The 19,391-nt window shown below is 72.9% G+C and carries 16 protein-coding genes; 13 read left to right on the forward strand and 3 right to left on the reverse strand.

Annotated features, from left to right (window positions below):
* The first annotated feature begins 16 nt into the window (after positions 1-16).
* Together dinB and AB0F15_RS24660 are read left to right on the forward strand one after the other, a co-directional pair.
* Positions 17-1,231, forward strand: coding sequence for a DNA polymerase IV (gene dinB / locus AB0F15_RS24655; RefSeq protein WP_360274595.1), 1,215 nt, complete (start codon positions 17-19; stop codon positions 1,229-1,231).
* A gap of 434 nt (positions 1,232-1,665) precedes the next feature.
* Complete coding sequence (locus AB0F15_RS24660) at positions 1,666-2,070, forward strand: DUF3040 domain-containing protein (protein ID WP_360274535.1); 405 nt, start codon at positions 1,666-1,668, stop codon at positions 2,068-2,070.
* A 361-nt stretch (positions 2,071-2,431) separates the two neighbouring features.
* On the opposite strand, the gene AB0F15_RS24665 is transcribed toward AB0F15_RS24660, so the two are convergent.
* From AB0F15_RS24665 to AB0F15_RS24675, 3 genes are all read right to left on the reverse strand, one after another.
* Positions 2,432-5,017 carry a DUF3488 and transglutaminase-like domain-containing protein gene (locus tag AB0F15_RS24665; protein WP_360274538.1) on the reverse strand — a complete coding sequence of 862 codons (2,586 nt, stop codon included), beginning with the start codon at positions 5,015-5,017 and terminating at the stop codon, positions 2,432-2,434.
* Positions 5,014-6,288 (reverse strand): DUF58 domain-containing protein, encoded by a 1,275-nt coding sequence (locus tag AB0F15_RS24670; protein ID WP_360274541.1) that lies wholly within the window; start codon positions 6,286-6,288, stop codon positions 5,014-5,016. The genes AB0F15_RS24665 and AB0F15_RS24670 overlap by 4 nt, the downstream gene beginning before the upstream one ends.
* 89 nt (positions 6,289-6,377) lie before the next feature.
* The gene (locus AB0F15_RS24675; protein WP_360274544.1) at positions 6,378-7,445 is read right to left on the reverse strand and encodes a MoxR family ATPase; all 1,068 of its coding nucleotides are present in this window, start codon (positions 7,443-7,445) and stop codon (positions 6,378-6,380) included.
* A 328-nt stretch (positions 7,446-7,773) separates the two neighbouring features.
* Between AB0F15_RS24675 and AB0F15_RS24680 the strand changes: the two genes are divergently transcribed.
* The 11 genes from AB0F15_RS24680 (at position 7,774) to mraY (ending at position 19,377) form a co-directional block, all read left to right on the forward strand.
* Positions 7,774-8,124 carry a hypothetical protein gene (locus tag AB0F15_RS24680; protein WP_360274545.1) on the forward strand — a complete coding sequence of 117 codons (351 nt, stop codon included), beginning with the start codon at positions 7,774-7,776 and terminating at the stop codon, positions 8,122-8,124.
* Positions 8,125-8,200: 76 nt separating this feature from the next.
* Positions 8,201-8,800, forward strand: a complete 600-nt coding sequence (locus tag AB0F15_RS24685; protein ID WP_360274547.1) for a DUF3558 domain-containing protein — start codon at positions 8,201-8,203, stop codon at positions 8,798-8,800.
* Positions 8,801-8,812: 12 nt separating this feature from the next.
* Positions 8,813-9,370: a PPE domain-containing protein gene (locus AB0F15_RS24690; RefSeq protein WP_360274550.1), complete on the forward strand. Its 558-nt coding sequence runs from the start codon at positions 8,813-8,815 to the stop codon at positions 9,368-9,370.
* The gene (locus AB0F15_RS24695) at positions 9,367-10,095 is read left to right on the forward strand and encodes an ESX secretion-associated protein EspG (protein WP_360274553.1); all 729 of its coding nucleotides are present in this window, start codon (positions 9,367-9,369) and stop codon (positions 10,093-10,095) included. Before AB0F15_RS24690 ends, AB0F15_RS24695 begins: the two co-directional genes overlap by 4 nt.
* Positions 10,096-10,482: 387 nt before the next feature.
* Complete coding sequence (gene mraZ, locus AB0F15_RS24700; protein ID WP_360274556.1) at positions 10,483-10,914, forward strand: division/cell wall cluster transcriptional repressor MraZ; 432 nt, start codon at positions 10,483-10,485, stop codon at positions 10,912-10,914.
* Between the two features lie 211 nt (positions 10,915-11,125).
* Complete coding sequence (rsmH, locus tag AB0F15_RS24705; RefSeq protein ID WP_360274559.1) at positions 11,126-12,079, forward strand: 16S rRNA (cytosine(1402)-N(4))-methyltransferase RsmH; 954 nt, start codon at positions 11,126-11,128, stop codon at positions 12,077-12,079.
* Complete coding sequence (locus tag AB0F15_RS24710) at positions 12,076-12,804, forward strand: hypothetical protein (RefSeq protein WP_360274562.1); 729 nt, start codon at positions 12,076-12,078, stop codon at positions 12,802-12,804. The genes rsmH and AB0F15_RS24710 overlap by 4 nt, the downstream gene beginning before the upstream one ends.
* Positions 12,804-14,729 carry a penicillin-binding protein 2 gene (locus AB0F15_RS24715; RefSeq protein ID WP_360274565.1) on the forward strand — a complete coding sequence of 642 codons (1,926 nt, stop codon included), beginning with the start codon at positions 12,804-12,806 and terminating at the stop codon, positions 14,727-14,729. Before AB0F15_RS24710 ends, AB0F15_RS24715 begins: the two co-directional genes overlap by 1 nt.
* A 525-nt stretch (positions 14,730-15,254) precedes the next feature.
* Positions 15,255-16,799, forward strand: a complete 1,545-nt coding sequence (locus tag AB0F15_RS24720; protein WP_360274598.1) for a UDP-N-acetylmuramoyl-L-alanyl-D-glutamate--2,6-diaminopimelate ligase — start codon at positions 15,255-15,257, stop codon at positions 16,797-16,799.
* Positions 16,796-18,298 (forward strand): UDP-N-acetylmuramoyl-tripeptide--D-alanyl-D-alanine ligase, encoded by a 1,503-nt coding sequence (gene murF, locus AB0F15_RS24725; RefSeq protein ID WP_360274568.1) that lies wholly within the window; start codon positions 16,796-16,798, stop codon positions 18,296-18,298. Before AB0F15_RS24720 ends, murF begins: the two co-directional genes overlap by 4 nt.
* Complete coding sequence (mraY, locus tag AB0F15_RS24730; protein WP_360274571.1) at positions 18,295-19,377, forward strand: phospho-N-acetylmuramoyl-pentapeptide-transferase; 1,083 nt, start codon at positions 18,295-18,297, stop codon at positions 19,375-19,377. Before murF ends, mraY begins: the two co-directional genes overlap by 4 nt.
* Positions 19,378-19,391 lie beyond the last annotated feature (14 nt).

Here is a 19,391-nt window from a genome sequence, read left to right on the forward strand (position 1 = left end):
TGAGTTGCCGGGCGGAATGGGCCGGTTCCGCGTCCGGCCGGGGGAGCCGGTGCCGGACGACACCGGGTGTGGGCTGCTGCACGTCGACATGGACGCGTTCTTCGTGTCGGTCGAGCTGCGGACCCGGCCCGAGCTCGCGGACAAGCCGGTCGTGGTGTCCGGCGGCGGGCCGCGCGCCGTCGTGGCCGCGGCGAACTACCTGGCGCGGAAGTTCGGCGTGCGCTCGGCGATGCCGTTTTCGACGGCGAAGCGGCTGTGCCCGCACCTGATCAACATCCCGCCGACGTCCGGGCTGTACGGCGAGGTCTCACGCGGCGTCATGGGCATCTTCCGGGAGCTGACGCCGCTGGTCGAACCGCTCAGCCTCGACGAGGCGTTCCTCGACGTCAGCGGGGCGCTGCGGCGCCTGGGCGCGACCCCGGCTTCACTGGGCGCGCAGCTGCGCGCGCGGGTCGCGGCCGAGCACGGGATCACCTGCTCGGTGGGGGTGGCGAAGGTCAAGTTCGTCGCGAAACTCGCGTCGGGCATGGCGAAGCCGGACGGCATGGTCGTCGTGCCCGCGGCCGAAACCCTGGCGTTCCTGCACCCGCTGCCGGTGTCGGCACTGTGGGGCGTCGGCGCGCGGACCGAGGAGCACCTGCGGCGCCTGGGCTTGGACACGATCGCCGACGTCGCCGCGTTCCCGCCGGAGCGGCTGAAGAAGTCGCTGGGAACCGCGATCGGCGAGCACCTGTACCGGCTCGCGCACGGCGTGGACGAGCGGTCGGTGGTGATCGACTCGCCGGAGAAGTCGATCGGCGCGGAGCACACCTTCGACGTCGACCGGCACGACCGCGCCGAGCTGGGGCTGGAGCTGCTGCGGCTGGCTTCGCGGGTCGGGGCGACGCTGCGGGAGCGGGGCGTGCGGGGCCGGACCGTCTCGATCAAGGTGCGGTTCGCCGACTTCCGCACGATCACCCGGGCCCGCACGCTGGTCTCGGCGACGGACGTGGCGCGCGAGATCCACGCGGTCGCCGTGGCGTTGCTCACCGAGCACGCGCCGACCGGGGCGGTGCGGCTGATCGGCGTCCGCGTCGAAGGGCTCGACACGGGGGAGGCGGGGGAGCAGCTGGTGTTCGAGTCGCCGGCCCCACGCTGGCGGGACGCGGAAGTGGCGGCCGACGTGGCGCGGTCGAAGTTCGGTTCCGCGGCGGTGCGGCCGGCGTCGTTGCTCGGGCCGCGGGAGGGGTGAACGGGACCGGGGGATGGTGGGAGGCCGGGGAGATGGCGGCAGGCTGGCGCCTTTCGTGGCAGGCTGCCTGCCTTCGTGAGCCGGCGGGCTGCGGTCCGGCCTCTTGCGGGCTACCTCTCGCGAGCCGGTCTCGTGCGGGATCGGTTTCACGCGGCGGCCCTTGGGGCCTGGCACGGGCGGTGATCTCCGGGTCCGGTGGGCGTCCCCCACATCGCCGCCGAAGCTGCAAAACGGTCACGATCGGCGACGGTGACCGTCCGCGACGCCCTTCGAGCGCGATTTAGCCCAATTCGATCCCTTCTGGATGCGGGATCGGGTAGTCGTGCGGGCGCGGGCCTCGTATCCTGGACAGTGCCACCCCGCCTGGGGTTGGCTGTTGGGTCCAGGACGTTGCGCGGCCCGGCGCCCGCGACAGCTGTGCCGGAGGAGGAAAGATGCCACTCTCCGAGCATGAGCAGCGGCTGCTCGATCAAATCGAGCGCGAGCTCTATGCCGAGGACCCCAAGTTCGCATCCACGGTGCGTGGCACCCGGTTGCGTCGCCCCGCTCGCCGACGGCGTATTCAGGGCATCGCCCTGTTCGTAGTGGGCGTGGCCCTGCTGGTGCTGGGCGTGGTGGTGCCGCAGTTCCGGGTGGCCGACATCCCGCTGATCAGCGTGCTCGGGTTCCTCGTGATGTTCTTCGGAGTCATGTTGGCCGTCACATCGATTCGGCACGGCGCCGACGGGGACGGCAAGGGCGGTGGACCAGGTGCCCGCGGTGGCAAGCAATCGGGCCGCCGGAGTTCCTTCACCCAGAGGATGGAGGAGCGCTTCCGCCAGCGCTTCGAGGAGCAATAGCGCCGCAAGACCACGAGATCCGCGTCCCGCCGAGCCGGGGGACGCGGATCTTCTTGTGTGCTCAGCCACCCGTGAAGGCCCGGCCCACAGTGGTGACAGTGGGTGACCCCCACACGGGTGAGCCCCTGCCCACCGGAAGATCCGACCGTGACTCGCGTGATCAGCCCCGTGACTCGCGTGATCAAGCCCGTGACTCGCGTGATTGAACACGTGACTCGCGTGATCAGATCCGTGACTCGCGTGATTGGGCTCGTGGCTCGGGTGATGTTCCGCTGAGCAGGTGAGATGTCTCGCTGATCACCTGAGGCGGCCCCACCTGGTCATGCGAGGTGGGCGGGCTGAAAACCGGTGGCCTGGGGGGTCAGTCGCGGTTGCGGAAGACCGAGCGCGGGAACAGCCGGCCCTTCCACGAGAGCGGCGCGTTGCGGCGAAGGCTCCGCCGCAGACCCTCGAAGGCCGACGGGAGCTCCGGCTGCGGTGCGTCGTCTTCGCCGTACCAGGACCGCTCGAGCACGCCGATGACCGTTCGGAGGTCTTCGCGGCCTTCGTCGTCGAGGTGGTGCTTCGCCGCGAGCTTCTGCCCCGCCACGCGCACCGTTTCGCTGGTCGGGATGGGCAGGCCGCGGTCGGCGCACTCCGCGCGCAGCTCGGCCCACGCCGCGTCGGCCGCGCCCGGTTGCTGCTGGACGATGCGCTGCAGGTGTCGTCGCCGGACGGCCTCGCGGATCAGGGCCGGGCCGGTGACCAGGAGGAGCAGCACCACCACCAGTACGCCGAGCCACCAGGCCACGGTCGCCGCGACCAGGCCGAGCGCGGTGATCCAGAACCCGGCGGCCAGCAGCGGCAGCCACCCGGCCACCGCCTGCGAGCGGGACGGCACTGCCACGGGTGCCCGTGCCCGGACGAGCAACGCGCCCTCGCGCCGGTCGCCGTCCGCCGGTTCGGTGCCGGACGGCGGATCGCTTTCCCGCGACGCGGACTTCCGCGCGTTGGCGCGCCCGCGATCGAGCAGCCGGCGCAGCAGCGCCGCGACGAACAGCGCGCCCGCGCCCAGCAGGGCGAGCGCCAGGGCGAGGTTGAACAGCCAGTCGTCGCTGCCCGAAGCGTCCTTGGCCGCCTGCGCGGGCAGGTTCTGCTCGGTGTCGTGCGGGACGCCGGTGGGTGCCGCGCTCGACTGCACCGTGCTCGGCGCCACCTGGGTGTCGTCGGGCTGGGTGCCGTCCTGGGGGCCCGCCTGCAGGTACGACGGGGTGATGCCACGGCCGTCGGACAGCGGCGTCGGGTCGAACGTCACCCAGCCCTTGCCGCCGAAGTACGCCTCGACCCACGCGTGCGCGTCCTGGGTGGTGATCGACAGGTAGTCGTTGACCTGCACACCCGGGGTGAAGCCGATCGCCACCCGCGACGGGATGCCCGCCACCCGCAGCATCACGCCCATCGCCGACGCGAACTGCTCGCAGAAGCCGCGTTTGCCCTTGAGGATGAAGTCGGTGAGCGCGTCGACGTCGTTGGCCGGTGCCGTCTTCGTGTCGTAGACGAACCCGCTCTGCGCCGTGAAGTACCGCCAGATCGCCGAGGCCCGGTCGAAGTCGTTGGCAGCGCCGGCGATCAGCTGCTCGGTCTTCGCGCGGACGCGGTCGTCGACCCGGTCGATTTCGGTGTAGCGCGGAGGCAGGTCGTCGACCCGCGACGTCACGCGCAGCTCCTGGGCCGTGGGTTCCTTCAGCGACGCGTATTCGGTGTACGACGGCGGAGCCTCGCTGCGGGTGGTGAACACCGTGCCGCTGATCTGGTCGTAGAGGTAGCCGTTGGTCGCGCCGTCGATGACCCGAGGCGCGCCGTACACCGGCAGCCAGTTGTCGCGCCAGCTCGTCGGCTCGACGTCGATCCGGCGCGCGGTGCCGGTGCCGTCGTCACCCGGCGCGGGCGGGAGCTGCGGCGCGACCGGGACGCCCTGCTGCGAACGGCCGTCGTCGTGCAGGCCCCAGCCCTTGTTGGGGTAGTAGGTGTCCAGTGTCATCGCGCGCAGCAGCCGCCGGTCCGTGCCGAGGCCGCGGACCTTGAACAGCTCGCGGTTGGTGCCCTGGTCGAGCATGCCCCGCAGCTCGGTGAACGGCTGGATGCCGAACCCGCCGGAGCCCGCGCCGGCGCCGTTCCCGCTGCCGGCGAACGGCATCCGCCCGATCGTGCCGACCCAGGTGATCCCCCCGCCCAGCAGGCCGAGCACGATCGCCGCGCAGACGACGGCGACCGGCGCGGACAGCACCCCCGGCTTGCCGCTGCGCCCGGGCGCCTCGCGCGTCTGCCAGCGCCGGTGCCGGTGCTGGCCGTCGACGGCCAGCAGGCCGGCGAACGCCGCCGCGCCGAGCAGGAACGTCCACCACGGCAGCAGTTCCTCGCTCAACGCGGCCGGCACGGCGTAGACGCAGAGCAGCACGAGCCCGGTCGCCGCGGGCGCCGCGGCGGCCACCGTCAGCGTGTCGACGAGGACGGCGACCAGGCCGATCAGGATCGTCATGAGACACAGGATGGGCTGGCTGCCCTCGACCGGCGGCAGCCCGACGCGGATCTGCTCGGCGGCGGCCGAGAGCGTGGTCCCGATCTCGGAGAACGCTTCCGGGCCGGGGATCACCCGCAGGATCCCGTGCGTGGTGAACGCCCCGGTGATGAGGAAGAGCAGCACCAGCAGCTGGCCGAGGCCGACCAGGACGGTCGGCACCTGCAGCGAGCGCAGCGCCAGGCCGGACGCGCCGATGAGCAGGACGGCGACGAACAGGTAGCCGAACCAGGCGAGGCCGGCGACGACGCTCGTCACCGAGGTCGCCGCGCAGAGCGTCGCGACACCGGCGGCGACCGGAGCCAGGACGCTGCTGCGCCAGGCCGAAAGCGGACGTTCCGGCCGCGGCGCGGGCCGGTCGAACTTGCGCGGCGGTGCGGCGGTGCTCATCGCGGGCCCCCGATCAGGGTGCCGCGGCGGGCGCCGCTGCGGCACAGCTCGGCCCACACCTGCGGCATCGGCGAGCCCGGCCCGGCGACGATCACGCCCCAGCCGGCCGCGCGCAGCAGCGCGGCCGAGTCCTCGGTGGCCGCGGCCCGCTGTTCGGGCGCGCTCACCCCGGCCGACCACGTGGGCGTGTCGAGCAGGACCGCGAGGCTGCGGATGCCGCGCGGGCGGAACTGGGTCAGCTCGTGCACGGCCTCGGTGCTCACCGTGCCGAGCACGGCGATCAGCTCCTGGCCCTCGGCCGGGTCGCCGGCCAGCGTGATGTCGCGCTGGTGCGCGGGCTGCAGCGCGGCCAGCGCGTCGAGCACGACGTGGTCGTAGTGGTCACCGCCGTCGCCCGGGGTGTCGGCGAGCGTGGCGCCGTGCTCGCTGACCAGCCGGACGCGGTGCCCGGCCCGGCGCAGGTGCAGGGCGGCCGACGCCGCGAAGGACACCGCCCACTCCAGGCTGGCGGCCGGGCCGGCGCCGTGGTGGGCGGCGGCGCGGTGGTCCAGCAGCACCGTGGTGCCGCCGCGCCACGGGCGTTCCTCGACGCGCACCATGATCTCGTCGCGGCGGGCGGTCGACCGCCAGTGCACCTTCCGCAGGTCGTCGCCCTGGCGGTACTGGCGGACGATCACGTCGGCCTCGCCCTGCCCGGCGTGCAGCCGGACCGTGCCGTCGTCGCCGACGCCGATGCCCGCGCCGCTCGGCAGACCCCACAGCGAAACCACGCGGGGCACGACGACCAGCCGCGAGTGCCCGATCAGCTCGCGCTCGAACTCGCACAGCCCGAACGGGTCGGTGATGGTCGCCCGCAGCGGCCCGACCTGCTGGATCCCGCGCAGCACGGGCTGCAGCGGGTAGCGCAGCGCGACCCGCCGGTCGTGCGGGAGCCGCTCGACGACGAACCGCGGCCGCGTGCCCAGCGCGTACGGCACGCCGTCTTCGAGCAGGATCTCGCCGGCGGGCAGCCGGCCGCTGCGCCACAGTTCCAGCTGGACCTCGCCGTTCCCACCGACGGCGACCCGCTGCGGGCGCAGGGTGCGGGTGGCCCCGATGCGCAGCCGGGTCGCCGAGATGAACGCGGCGACCAGCAGGGGCAGCGCCACCACGAAGATGGCGACCCGCAGCAGGTCGCGTTCGTTGAGCACGAACGAGCACACCGCGGCGGCGATCCCCGCGGCCAGGAGGCAGCGGCCGCGGGTGGTCAGGCCGGACAGGGCACGCAGCATGCCGTTCTCTTCCCTTCGGCGGCAGGACAATTTTTCGGGGGTTCGGGTGGGGAGCCCCCGACCTGGGGCGAAGCCCCGGATGTCACTGGCTAGGGCCGGGTGCCCTGCGGCACCGGCACCCGGTGCAGCACCGCGCGCACGACGTCGGTCGCCGACCGGCGGGCCGCGTGGGCCTCGGTGGTGAGCACCAGGCGGTGCGCCAGGACCGGGACCGCCACCGTGTGCAGGTCGTCCGGCACGACGTAGTCGCGGCCGGACAAGGCTGCCTGCGCCCGCGCGGCGCGGACGAGGTGCAGCGTGGCCCGCGGGGACGCGCCGAGCCGGATCTCCGGAACTCCCCGGGTGGCCGCGACGATGTCGACGGCGTACCGGCGGACCTCCGGCGCGATGTGCACGGCGCGGACCGTCTCGATCAGCCGGTGCACGGTCTCGCCGTCGGACACCGGCTGCAGGTCGTCCATCGGGTTGTGGCCGGCGTGCTCGTCGACCATGGCCAGCTCGGCCTGCTGGTCGGGGTAGCCGATGGAGACCCGCGTGGTGAACCGGTCGCGCTGGGCTTCGGGCAGCGCGTACGTGCCTTCCATCTCGATCGGGTTCTGGGTCGCGATCACCATGAACGGCTCGTCGAGGTGGTAGGTCGAGGTGTCGACGGTGACCTGGTGCTCTTCCATGCACTCCAGCAGCGCCGACTGCGTCTTCGGCGAGGCGCGGTTGATCTCGTCGCCGACCACGATGTTCGCGAACACCGGCCCGGGCCGGAACTCGAACTCGCCGGACTGGCGGTTGTAGATCGAGACGCCGGTGACGTCGCTCGGCAGCAGGTCGGGCGTGAACTGGATGCGGCTGACCGTGCAGTCGATCGACCGGGCCAGCGCCTTGGCCAGCGACGTCTTCCCGACGCCGGGCACGTCCTCGACCAGGAGGTGGCCTTCGGCGAGCAGGGTGACCAGCGCGATCCGGATGACCTCGGGTTTGCCGACCAGCACGCGCTCCACATTGGCGGCGATCCGCCGCGCGGTGTCGTGCAGTTCGTCCAGCGGCACTCTGCCGGGCTGGCCGTTGGCCCGGCCGTTACCCGTGGGCTCCGCCGGATAAGGCGGCCGCCCGGATGCCTGCTCGCCCGATCCGGGTGCCGCAGACTGGATTCTCGACGTCACTCGACCTCCTGGTGGCGCATGGCCGCGCGCATTGTGCGCACCGCCGGGCCGAACGGCCCCCTCGCTGCTGTCCGCGCGCAGCGACCAGCCTTCCACCCAGTGTGTCAAACCCGGGCGAACCGGGGGGCGGAACCCCGCGAAGCCCAGGGAGCACGTCCGGCACCGCGGGCGGTGACCTGGCCGGGGACACGGCTGATGACGCTGCGCAAACAGGGACGATACCCCGTTCGGGTGCCGATTCACCCGATTCTGGGTGCTCCCGCTGACACCCCGCTCTGTCGTATGCTCCGTTTCGAGGTCGCCCGGCTACGGAGAGGCGTAACCGCTTATGAGCGAGGTGCGAACGCAGCCGCCCTTCGACGTCCGCGGCTTCGCGGTCGCGCCCGAGCTGGCCACGGACGCCTACGCGAAGCTCGGCGAGCTGCAGGACGTCGTGGGGGAGATGGTCCGCGAGGCCAAGGTGCTCGGCCGCAGCGTGCCGCTCGGCGGTGGGTACGCCGGCGAGATCGGCAAGTTCATGGCCGAGTACGGCATCGGCGGCCAAGGCTCGGCGGTGCAGCAGCTGACGGCGTTCGGCAGGGAACTCGAGACGCTCAAGCACCGGATCGGCGAGGCGCTGGCGAAGTACCAGCACGCCGACGAGACGGCGGCGGACGGCGTGGACTGCACGGGTGGCTGAGCGGATGCCGGGGAAGCGGACAGGCGCCCGGCGCCACGGGCTCGGGACGCCCGGGGCTGCGGTGCGCAGGTCGGGGATGCCTGAGCCGGGGATGCGCGGGCCGGTGATCTCCGGACCGGCGCGCGGGTTCCGCCTTGCCTCCGTTCTCCTTCTCTTCTGCCCCGCCCTCTTCTGCCTCGCCGCGTGTGGGCGGCAGGCCGCTGCGCCGTCCGCCGTGGGGCACGCCTCCGCGCAGGCCTCGGCCCCCGCCGGGCCGGCGCCGTCCGCGTCGGCCACCGGCCTCGCCGCGGTCGACCCCTGCGCGCTGCTCTCGCCGCAGGACCGGTCGACCGCCGGGGTGAACGTGCTCGGCAAGCCCAAGGACATCGCCGGCGCCCGGGCCTGCGACTGGACCGTGCCCGGCGCCTTCGGCGTCACCGTGACCTTCGACGAGAAGAACGGTCTTCGCGACCTCGATGTCACAAAGAAGAACGCCACGAAGACCACGGTCGGGACCCACCCGGCGCTGAAGGTCGCCGACAAGAAGGCCGCCGACGGCACCTGCGCCGTGCTGCTCGGGGTGGGCGACGGCGCCAGCGTCCAGATCGACGTCAGCAACACCGGCTTCTCGGACACCCCGCTCGCGTGCCGGCGCGCGGGCACGGTGGCCGGGCTCGTCGAACCCAAGCTGCCCTGAGAGAGGTGCACCGTGCCCGAACCTCCCCTGCCCACCGCGCGGTACGAGGCCTACAGCCACGAGGCGATGGCCGCGGAGGTCGAGCTGGGCAACGACCCGGTCGCCGCGGGCGAGGCGGGCGCACGCTGGGACGGCCTGGCGCAACGCCTGCAGGAGTCGACCGCCGACGTCGCCGCGCTGGTCGCCGCCACGGACGAGAACTGGCGCGGCCAGGCGGGGGACGCGGCGCGGGCGGCGCTGGGCCGGGCCGCCCGGTGGCTGGCGCACTCCGCCGCCGTCTCGGCGTCGGTGGGCCGGGCGGTCGGCGCGCAGGCGGAAGTGGCCGCCCGGGCCCGCGCCGACATGCCGCCGCCGGTGACCTACGACCCGGCGTCGATGATCCGCGACGCGGCGTCCAGCGGGAACGTGCTCGTCCTGGCCGGGCTGGCCGGGGAGATGGCGGCCCGCCGCGCCGAAGCGGAGGCCGCGCGGCAGAAGGCGATCGACGTCCTCCGGACGCGGGACACGGCCCTGCACGGCCACGTGCCCGCCGAGGCGTTCCCCGCCCCGCCGGCGCTGGGGCGGGCTTGATCCGGGTTTCGGCGTCGGCGTTCGACGTCCTCTGGACCGACCTCGGCCACGACCGCCCGCCGGAACCGCTGAGCGTCCGCAGCGTCGGCGCGACCGACGAAGAACGCGCCGAGGTGCGGAAGGCGGTGTACGGAAACCTCGCCGAGCGCGGCCTCCACGACGGTTCCCGGCTGGAGCCCGCCCTGGCCACGCGCCTGGACCTGCTCGCGCACGCGGACGTGTTCGTCGCGTGCGAAGCGCTGGCCGACATGACGGCGCCGACGCCGTTCCGCGCGGTGACGGCGGCCCGCGGCCACCGCGCCGTCCTGGCGACCCAGCCGGAGCAGACGATCGGCCTGGACTCGATCCGCGAAGGCGAGCTCTGCACGGCGATCGTCGACGTCCTGCCGGAGCTTTCGGCCGGCCCCGGCTACGGCATCAGCCTCCCGGCGTCGACGCTCGCGGACCCGGACGCCGCCTCCCGGACGGCGGCCGCCCAGCTGCAGGAGGTCCTGGCGATCCAGGCCCGGCCGGTGTACGCGGCGGGGCAGTTCGGCGTCAGCCGGCGGTCGCCGTCGGGCCGGGTGACGCGGATCGGCGGCTTGACGTGGTTCGACACCGACGTCGGCGCCTACTGCGCGACGAAGACCGCGGGCCGCGGCGGCCAGGACTGGGTGACGGTGAGCCCGGTGAACAGCGCCCGCCTCGCGGCCCGCGTCGCCGCTCTGCTCACCCCCGAAGACTGAGCCCGAAGACCGAGCCCGGCCGCGCCATCCCCACCGGGCCCCACCCGCGGCCCCACCCGGCCCCACCGCCATCCCCACCGGACCCCACTCGAGGGCCGAAAACGGGATGGAGGGTTCTTTCGCGGCCGTTATGCGGACGCATGGGGAACAGCTGAGGTTGCTCCGGCCCCCGGTGCGGGGGATCTTGGCCACCGTCCCCCACCACACCCCCCACCAGCCCCCACCCTGCTGACCTGCGCAAACGGAACACTCGACGGAGTGGTTCGCGCGTTTGTCGCGTTGACTGTGGTGAAAAGTGGGGTACGGTGGTGGCCAGTGGGGCGGACGGGAAGCCCCGAAGCCGTCCGGGGTGGTTCGCCACCGCGGTGCGGTAGGGAGGTGGAGGCCGTGTTCCTCGGCACCCACACCCCGAAACTGGACGACAAGGGGCGGCTCGCGCTGCCCGCGAAGTTCCGTGACGCCTTGGCGGGTGGGCTGATGGTCACCAAGGGGCAGGACCACTGCCTCTTCGTCTTCCCTCGCGCCGAGTTCGAACAGATGGCGCGCAAGGTCGCCGACGCCCCGTTCACGAACGAGGCGGTCCGGGCCTATCAGCGCTACCTGTTCGCCGGCACGGACGAGCAACGCCCTGACGGGCAGGGGCGCATCACCATCGCGCCCGAGCTCCGCCGCTACGCGGGGCTCAGCAAGGAGTGCGTGGTGATCGGGGCGATCACCAGGCTGGAGATCTGGGACGCCCAAGCGTGGCAGGCGTACCTGGAGGAGCACGAAGACAGCTACGCGAAGGCTCGAGAGGAAGTACTGCCGGGCGTCTTCTAGACACGCGGTCGCGGTGCACCCACGTCGTCGGGGGACGGGGGTTCGCCACTGGCCGCACGTGGGGGACGTCCACCCGGATGCCGTGAGGCCTCTGTCCGCTCAATGGCCCTGGTGCACCTTCCCCGGTACCAGGTCAGCAGCGGGCGGACAGGGACCTGACGGCATCCGCCGTCTTTCCCCCGGCCGCCCAGGCGAGAAAGGGGGAGGGAACTTGACGGCACCCGAGCACGTCCCGGTGCTGCTCGACCGGATAGTCGAGCTGTTCACTCCCGTGTTCACCGACCGCGACGGCGTCCTCGTGGACGCGACGGTCGGCCTCGGCGGGCATTCCGACGCCCTGCTCGAAGCATTCCCGCGGCTGCGCCTCGTCGCGCTGGACCGCGATCCGGCCGCGCTGGAGAAGTCCGCGGAACGCCTGGCCCGCCACGGTGACCGCGTCGACTTCGTGCACACCGTCTACGACGAACTCCCCGAAGCGCTGGCCGGGCTCGGCCTGAGCCACGCCGACGGCATCCTGTTCGACCTCGGTGTCTCGTCGATGCAGCTGGACCGCGCCGAACGCGGGTTCGCCTACTCGAAGGACTCGCCGCTGGACATGCGGATGGACCCGACGACCGGGTTCACCGCCGCCGACGTCCTCAACACCTACGCGCCCGGCGAGCTCATCCGCATCCTGCGCGACTACGGCGAGGAACGGTTCGCGCAGCGGATCGTCAAAGCCGTCGTCGCCGCGCGGGAAAAGGAGCCGTTCACCAACAGCGGCCCCCTGGTCGAGCTGCTCTACGCCGCCGTCCCCGCGGCGACCCGGCGGACCGGCGGCCACCCGGCCAAGCGCACGTTCCAGGCGCTGCGCATCGAGGTCAACGGCGAGCTGGAGGTGCTGCGGCGGGCCATGCCGGCCGCGCTGGGTGCCCTGCCCGTCGGTGGCCGGATCGTCGTCGAGTCGTACCAGTCCCTGGAGGACCGGCTGGTCAAGCAGGCGCTGGCCGAGCTCGCGAAGTCCCGCACCCCGGAGGGGCTCCCGGTGGAGCTGCCGGGACACGGACCGGAGCTGAAGCTCCTGACGCGCGGCGCCGAGAAGGCCGGCGAAGAGGAAATCGAACGGAACCCGCGCGCCGCTTCGGTGCGGTTGCGGGCCGCAGAGAGGATCGGAGAGCCGCGATGACCGCTCCCGCGAAGTCCCGCCGCCGGGCCGCGCCGGCGCAGGGCCGCAGCGAAGCCGCCCGCGCCGCGACCACCGTCGAGCCGGACGTCCAGCCGGCGCAGCCCGGCAAAGCCGCGCCGCGGCGGGGGTCGCGCGGCCGCACTTCCGCGGCCGAGCGCGCCTACGCACGCCGCGCCCAGCGCGCCGACCTGCTGAAGGAGCGCGAGCCGCGCCCGGAGCCGAAGGTCCGGCCCGCCGAGCAGAAGCAGCTGCCGAAACTGCGGCTGCGGCTGCCGAAGTCACGCGCGTCGTTCGTGCTGATGATGATGGCGCTGCTGGCCGCAGGCGTGGCGACCACCCTGTGGCTGACGACGCAGGCGATCGCCGACTCCTACCGGCTCGAGCAGCTGCGCACCACCAACGCGAACCTGGCCGAGACGAAGGAACACCTGCAGCGCGACGTCGCGAAGGCCGAGTCGCCCGCGTCACTGGCCCCCGCGGCCCAGCAGCTGGGCATGGTGCCCGGTGGTGACCCGGCGCGGATCGTCGTCGGCCCGGACGGGAAGACCTCGCTCGTCGGCGAGCCCAAGAAGGCCAAGGCGGACGCGCCGGTGGTGCCGGCCGCGCCGCCGGTCGCCCCGGCCGCCGGGACCCAGTCGCAGCAGGGCGCGCCGGTCGAGGGCGACCAGCCCGCCGTGCCCGCCGAAGAGCAGCCCGCGCCGCCGGCCCAGCCGGGAGGCCAGTGATGGCTCCGGGTCGCAGCCGGGCCCGCGCGCGGGCCGCGGGCAGCGCGCGGCGGACGTACGCCGCCGGAACCCGCAGCGCGGCCGCGCGCCGCGGCAACGGCGGGCACCGCGGCCGGTTCTCCGCCGTGCGCCTGCTGCTGATCGCGGTGCTGCTCGTCGCCGGCGCGAAACTGGTGCAGGTGCAGTGGTTCGAGGCCGGGGCGCTGTCCGCCGCGGCCGAACGGCAGCGCGCCCAGACCATCGACATCCCCGCCCAGCGCGGGTCCATTGTGGACCGCAACGGCGCGAAGCTGGCGTTCAGCGTCGAGGTGCGCACGCTGTCGGTGAACCTCAAGGCCCTGCACAAGAGCATGGACGACTTCGTCGCGAAGAACCCCGGCACGTCGAAGACGTTCGACTCCGAAACCGCCGCGGCCGCCAAGTACATCGCGGGCAGGCTGCCGAACGTGATCAGCGAGCAGCAGCTGCTCGACCTCTTCCACAAGCAGGCGTCCTTCACCTACCTGGTGAACAACGTCGAGCCGTCCATCGCCACCGACATCGTGAAGCACTTCGCGTGGATCGGCGTCGAGAAGCGCGCGCTGCGCGAATACCCGGGCAGCAGCCTGGCGTCGAACATCGTCGGCGCCGCGAACTGGCGCTCCGAAGACCCGGACGTGTCCAAGCACAACCTGCACGGCCTGGTCGGGCTCGAGCTCCTCCGCGACAACGACCTGGCGGGCACGCCGGGCCGGATGCTGGTCAACACCAAGAACGGCAGCGACAACGTCGTCATCCCGGGCACCGAGCGCGACCTGCAGGCCGCCGTCCCGGGTTCGGACCTCGAGCTGACCATCGACTCCGACCTGCAGTACGAGGTGCAGCGCCAGCTGACGGACTACGTCCAGCAGTCGCACGCCAAGGGCGGGCAGGCCGTCGTCATGGACGCCAAGACCGGCGAGGTCTACGCGCTGGCCAACGACAAGACGTTCGACCCCAACGACCAGAGCGCCTGGACCACCGACGACCTGGCCAACCCCGCGGTCACCACGCCGTTCGAACCCGGCTCGGTCAACAAGCTCGTCACCGCCACGGGGGCGATCGAGTACGGCGTCGCGACGCCCCAGTCGACGGTCGAGGTGCCCGGTGCGCTGCAGGTGGCAGACAAGACGGTGCACGACGCCTGGAACCACGGCACCCAGACGTTCACCACCACCGGGATCTTCGCCAAGTCGTCCAACATCGGCACGCTGCTGCTGGCGCAGAAGATCGGCGAAGAGCGCTACGCCAACCTGCTCAAGTCGTTCGGCCTCGGCCAGCGCACCGGCGTCGGCCTGCCCGGCGAGAGCTCGGGTGTCGTGCCCGCGCGCAGCCAGTGGTCGGCGACCACCTTCGGCAACCTGCCCATCGGACAGGGCTTGTCGATGACCGTCCTGCAGATGGCCGGGATGTACCAGACGATCGCCAACGACGGCCTGCGCGTCGAACCCCGCATCGTCAAGGCCAAGGTGAACCCGGACGGCACGACCGTGCCCGAGCCTGCTCCGAAGACGGTCCAGGTGGTCAGCCCCCAGACGGCCAAGACGGTGCGCGACATGATGCGCGCGGTCGCCCAGAACGGCAAGGGCCTCCAGAAGGGCACCGCCCCCTCGGCCGCGGTCGAGGGCTACCAGATCTCCGGGAAGACCGGCACCGGCCAGCAGGTCGACCCGCGGACGAAGGCCTACAGCGACCACCTGTACAACATCACCTTCGCCGGCATCCTCCCCGCCGACCACCCGCGGTTCGTCGTGGGGATCCGGCTGGACGCGCCCGACACGACGCTGCCGGTGGGGCACTCCGCCGCGCCGCTGTTCCACACCATCGCGTCGTACCTGACGCAGCGGTACCAGATCCCGTTGTCGGACGGCCCGTCGCCCGAGGTCCCGCTCGTCATCACGCCGTAGCCGGGCACTGTGCGTCAAAGCCCCCTCACGCGGGCAGGACCCCGGCGAAGTTGCCCGGTTCGGTCGTGTCACCGCGGGTCGCCGGGTGCGGCCAAACCACCGCCCGCAGCGGTCAACTCACCGGGAACACGGGTGAGTTGGCCGCTGCGGGCGCTGAGTTGGCCGCTGCGGGCGCTGAGTTGGCTTCGCCGGCGAGCGGCGAGCGGCGAGTCGCGCGGATTGGCCGGCTTGCGTCCTCGCGCGCGCCGCACGGGCATTCGCGACGTTCCCGGCGAGACCCGCCACAGCGATCGACTTCGCCGGGGCCCTGTTCACGCGGGTGTGGGGGCCTTTTCGCGTGAGCGTCCACATCGGCCTGCGCCGACGACGAAACCGTTGCGGGGCAAGGAGGTCGAGATCGCCGTTTAGCACATGTGCCCGGCCCGCACGCAATCGCCGTACCGCGTGCGGGTGCCCGAACCGGCCGCCGGTAGCCTCTTGGCCGTGTCCGTGTCCTCGTCCAGTTCCCAGGTGCCGGAAAGCCCGGTGAAAGCGGTGCCCGCGCCGCCCCGCCCGGCGCGCATCGACCCGGTCCCGCTGGCGACGCTGCTCGCCAGGGCGGACGCCCGCCTCATCGCCGGCTCGCCCGACGCGGCCGAGCTCACCGTCACCGGTACCACGCTGCGGGCGCAGCACGTGCTGCCCGGCGACCTCTTCGCCGCCCTCCCGGGTGCCCGCGCCCACGGCGCCGACTTCAGCGACCAGGCGGTCGCGGCGGGGGCCGTCGCGGTGCTCACCGACGCCGAAGGCGCCGAGCGGCCCGCCCTGCGCGACGCCGGCGTCCCGATCCTCGTGCACCCGGACCCGCGCGCGGCCCTCGGCGAGATCGCCGCCTGGATCTACGGCGAGCCCTCGCTGCGGCTGGCCGTCCTCGGCGTCACCGGGACCTCCGGCAAGACCACGACGTCCTACCTGGTCGACGCCGGCCTGCAGGCCGCCGGCCTGACCACCGGCCTGATCGGCACGGTGGAGACCCGGATCGCCGGCGAACGCCTGGTCAGCGGGTTCACCACGCCGGAGGCGCCGGACCTCCAGGCGCTGCTCGCGGTGATGCTCGAGCGCGGTGTCACGCACGTGCCGATGGAGGTCTCCAGCCACGCGCTCGCGCTGGGCCGCGTCAACGGCACCCGGTTCGCGGTCGGCGCCTTCACCAACCTCTCCCAGGACCACCTGGACTTCCACAAGGACATGCAGGAGTACTTCGCCGCGAAGTCCCTGCTGTTCGACGGCCGCTCCACCACCGAGGTCGTCGTGGCCGACAGCGCGTGGGGCCAGGCCCTGCTCACCCCGCGGACGATCACCGTGACCACCGATCCGGGCACCGAAGCCACCTGGAAGGCCACCGACCTCGAGGCCACCCCCCACGGCGAGCAGACGTTCACCCTGCACGGCCCGGACGGCCTCCGCGCCCCGGCCCGGATCCCGCTGCCCGGCGAGTTCAACGTCGCCAACGCCGTGCTCGCCGCCGCGATCCTGAGCAGCGCCGGCGTGTCGCTGGAGCACATCGTGGCCGGGCTCGCCGAGGTGCAGGTGCCGGGCCGGATGGAGCGCGTGTACGTCGGCCAGGAGTTCACCGCCGTCGTCGACTACGCCCACAAGCCGGCCGCGGTCGCCCAGGGCCTGGACGCGCTGCGGGCCCGCACCGAGGGCCGGATCATCACCGTGCTCGGCTGCGGCGGCGACCGGGACACCGCCAAGCGCCCGATGATGGGGGAGGCCGCGGCCCGCCGCAGCGAGGTCCTCATCGTCACCGACGACAACCCGCGCTCCGAGGACCCGGCGGCGATCCGGGCCGCCATGCTCGCCGGCGCCCGCGCGGTCGGCCCCGCCGAGGGCGGCGAGGTCATCGAAATCGGCGACCGCCGCGAGGCCATCGCGCACGCCGTCTCGCTCGCCGAACCCGGCGACATCGTCTTCCTCGCCGGCAAGGGGCACGAATCCGGCCAGGAGGCCGGCGGCGTCGTGCACCCGTTCTCCGACCGCGACGAGCTGGCCGCGGCCATCCGCAACAAACTCGAGGTGAGTGTGTGATCGTGCTCAGCCTGGCCGAGATCGCCGACGTCGTCGGCGGCCGGCTGCACCGCGCCGACCCGGGCGCGCAGGTGACCGGCACCGTGGAGTTCGACACCCGGAAGCTCACGCCCGGCGGCCTGTTCGTCGCGCTGCCGGGCGAGCAGGTCGACGGCCACGACTTCGCCGCGCAGGCCGTGGCCGCCGGCGCGGTGGCCGTGCTGGCCGCCCGCGAGGTCGACGCGCCCGCGATCGTCGTCCCGCCGCTCGCCGCGGGCGAGGCCCACGAACGGTCGGTCGCGCTGACCGGCGACAAGGACGGCTCCGGCGCCGCGGTGCTGGCCGCGCTGGCCAAGCTCGCCCGGTACGTCGTGCAGCGCCTCGCCGAGGGCGAGCTGACCGTCGTCGGCGTCACCGGCTCCTCCGGCAAGACCTCCACCAAGGACGTCATCGCCCAGCTGCTCGAGCCGCTCGGCCCGACGATCGCGCCGCCCGGGTCGTTCAACAACGAACTCGGCCACCCCTGGACCGCCCTGCGGGCCGACGCGGAGACCCGGCACCTCGTGCTGGAGCTGTCCGCGCGCGGCCCGGGGCACATCGCCCACCTCGCGGAGATCGCGCCGCCGAAGATCGGCGTCGTGCTCAACGTCGGCAGCGCGCACGTCGGCGAGTTCGGCTCGCGCGAGGGCATCGCGAAGACCAAGGGTGAGCTGGTCGAGGCCCTGCCCGCGGACGGCGTCGCGGTGCTCAACCTCGACGACCCGCTGGTCGCGGCCATGGCGAGCCGCACGAAGGCCCGGGTGGTGTTCGTCGGCGAAACCGCGTCCGCCCAGGTCCGCGCGGAGAACATCACCCTCGACGACGAGGCCCGCGCGTCCTTCCGGCTGATCACCCCGGCCGGCGAGGCCGACGTCAAGCTGCCGCTGCACGGCGAGCACCACGTCGGCAACGCGCTGTCCGCGGCGGCGGTCGCGCTGGAGCTGGGGGCGACGCCGGCGGAGATCGCCACCCGGCTCTCGAACCTCGAACGGCGGTCCGCGCGCCGCATGGAGGTCGTCACCCGGCCCGACGGGGTGACGATCCTCAACGACTCCTTCAACGCCAACCCCGAGTCGATGCGGGCCGGTCTGAAGGCCCTCGCGGCGATGACGCGGGAAACCGGCCGCCGGTCCTGGGCCGTGCTCGGCGTGATGGGGGAACTCGGCGCCGACTCGGCCACCGCCCACGACGAGATCGGCAGGCTCGTCGTCCGGCTCAACATCGCGAAGCTCGTCGTCATCGGGCCGGAGGCGGCGGCCATGCACCAGGGCGCGCACCAGGAGGGGTCCTGGGGCGAGGAGTCGGCCCTGGTACCCGACGTCGAGGCCGCCGTCGCCCTGCTGCATGATCAGCTCCGTCCCGGGGACGTCGTGCTGGTCAAGGCCTCCAAGGCCGCCGGTCTCTGGCGGGTGGCCGAAGCGCTGCTGGAACCCCGGGAAACCGACAACTCCGAGAATCGCTCGAACGGTGGTGACGCGTGATCAGCATCCTGATCGCGGCCGGGGCGGGCCTGCTGGTCTCCATCATGCTGACGCCCTACCTGATCCGGGTGTTCTCCCGGCAGGGCTTCGGCCAGGAGATCCGCGAGGAAGGCCCCCAGGGACACAAGTCCAAGCGCGGCACCCCGACCATGGGCGGTGTCGGGATCATCATCGCGATGGTCGTCGGGTACTTCGCCGCGCACCTGATCAACTGGATGTTCAACTCCCGCAGCGGCGCGCCGACGGCCTCCGGGCTGCTCGTGCTGATGCTCGCGGTGGGCCTGGGGATCGTCGGGTTCCTCGACGACTTCATCAAGATCCGCAAGCAGCGCAACCTCGGGCTGAACAAGACCGCGAAGCTGGTCGGCCAGCTGGTGGTCACCATCGCGTTCGCGGTGCTGGCGCTCAACTTCCCGAACGAGCACGGCATCACGCCGGCCTCGGAGAGCCTCTCCTACGTCCGCGACCTCGCGCTGATCACGTTCCCGTCGGTGATCTTCGTGATCTTCTGCTACGTCGTGATCTCCGGCTGGTCGAACGCGGTGAACTTCACCGACGGCCTCGACGGCCTGGCCGGCGGCGCGGCGGCGATGGTGCTGGCCACCTACGTCGTCATCTCGTTCTGGCAGGAGCGGCTGTCCTGCGCGAACGGCCCCGCGGCCGCCTGCTACGACGTCCGCGACCCGCTGGACCTGGCCGTGGTCGCCGCCGCGGCGACCGGCGCCTGCGTCGGGTTCCTCTGGTGGAACGCGGCCCCGGCGAAGATCTTCATGGGCGACACCGGCTCGCTGGCCCTCGGCGGCCTGGTCGCCGGGCTGTCCATGACCACCCGCACCGAACTGCTCGCCATCGTCATCGGCGGCCTGTTCATGGTCGAGATGATCTCGGTGGTCGCGCAGATCGCGGTGTTCCGGACGACCCGGCGCCGGCTGTTCCGGATGGCGCCGTTCCACCACCACTTCGAGCTCGCGGGCTGGGCCGAAACCACGGTGATCATCCGGTTCTGGCTGCTGTCGGCGATCTGCTGCATGTTCGGGCTCGGCCTGTTCTACAGCGAGCAGCTGGGTCTCGGCGGCTAGCGCCGGCGGCGCGG

The sequence above is a fragment of the Amycolatopsis sp. NPDC026612 genome (genome assembly GCF_040638285.1).
Lineage (GTDB): Bacteria > Actinomycetota > Actinomycetes > Mycobacteriales > Pseudonocardiaceae > Amycolatopsis.

Excerpts from the sequence above, each read along its gene's own strand:
- dinB (WP_360274595.1), top strand. The coding sequence starts at position 17 with ATGGGCCGGTTCCGCGTCCGGCCGGGGGAGCCGGTGCCGGACGACACC.
- AB0F15_RS24660 (WP_360274535.1), top strand. The coding sequence starts at position 1,666 with ATGCCACTCTCCGAGCATGAGCAGCGGCTGCTCGATCAAATCGAGCGC.
- AB0F15_RS24665 (WP_360274538.1), bottom strand. The coding sequence starts at position 5,017 with ATGAGCACCGCCGCACCGCCGCGCAAGTTCGACCGGCCCGCGCCGCGG.
- AB0F15_RS24670 (WP_360274541.1), bottom strand. The coding sequence starts at position 6,288 with ATGCTGCGTGCCCTGTCCGGCCTGACCACCCGCGGCCGCTGCCTCCTG.
- AB0F15_RS24680 (WP_360274545.1), top strand. The coding sequence starts at position 7,774 with ATGAGCGAGGTGCGAACGCAGCCGCCCTTCGACGTCCGCGGCTTCGCG.
- AB0F15_RS24685 (WP_360274547.1), top strand. The coding sequence starts at position 8,201 with ATGCCTGAGCCGGGGATGCGCGGGCCGGTGATCTCCGGACCGGCGCGC.
- AB0F15_RS24710 (WP_360274562.1), top strand. The coding sequence starts at position 12,076 with ATGACCGCTCCCGCGAAGTCCCGCCGCCGGGCCGCGCCGGCGCAGGGC.
- AB0F15_RS24715 (WP_360274565.1), top strand. The coding sequence starts at position 12,804 with ATGGCTCCGGGTCGCAGCCGGGCCCGCGCGCGGGCCGCGGGCAGCGCG.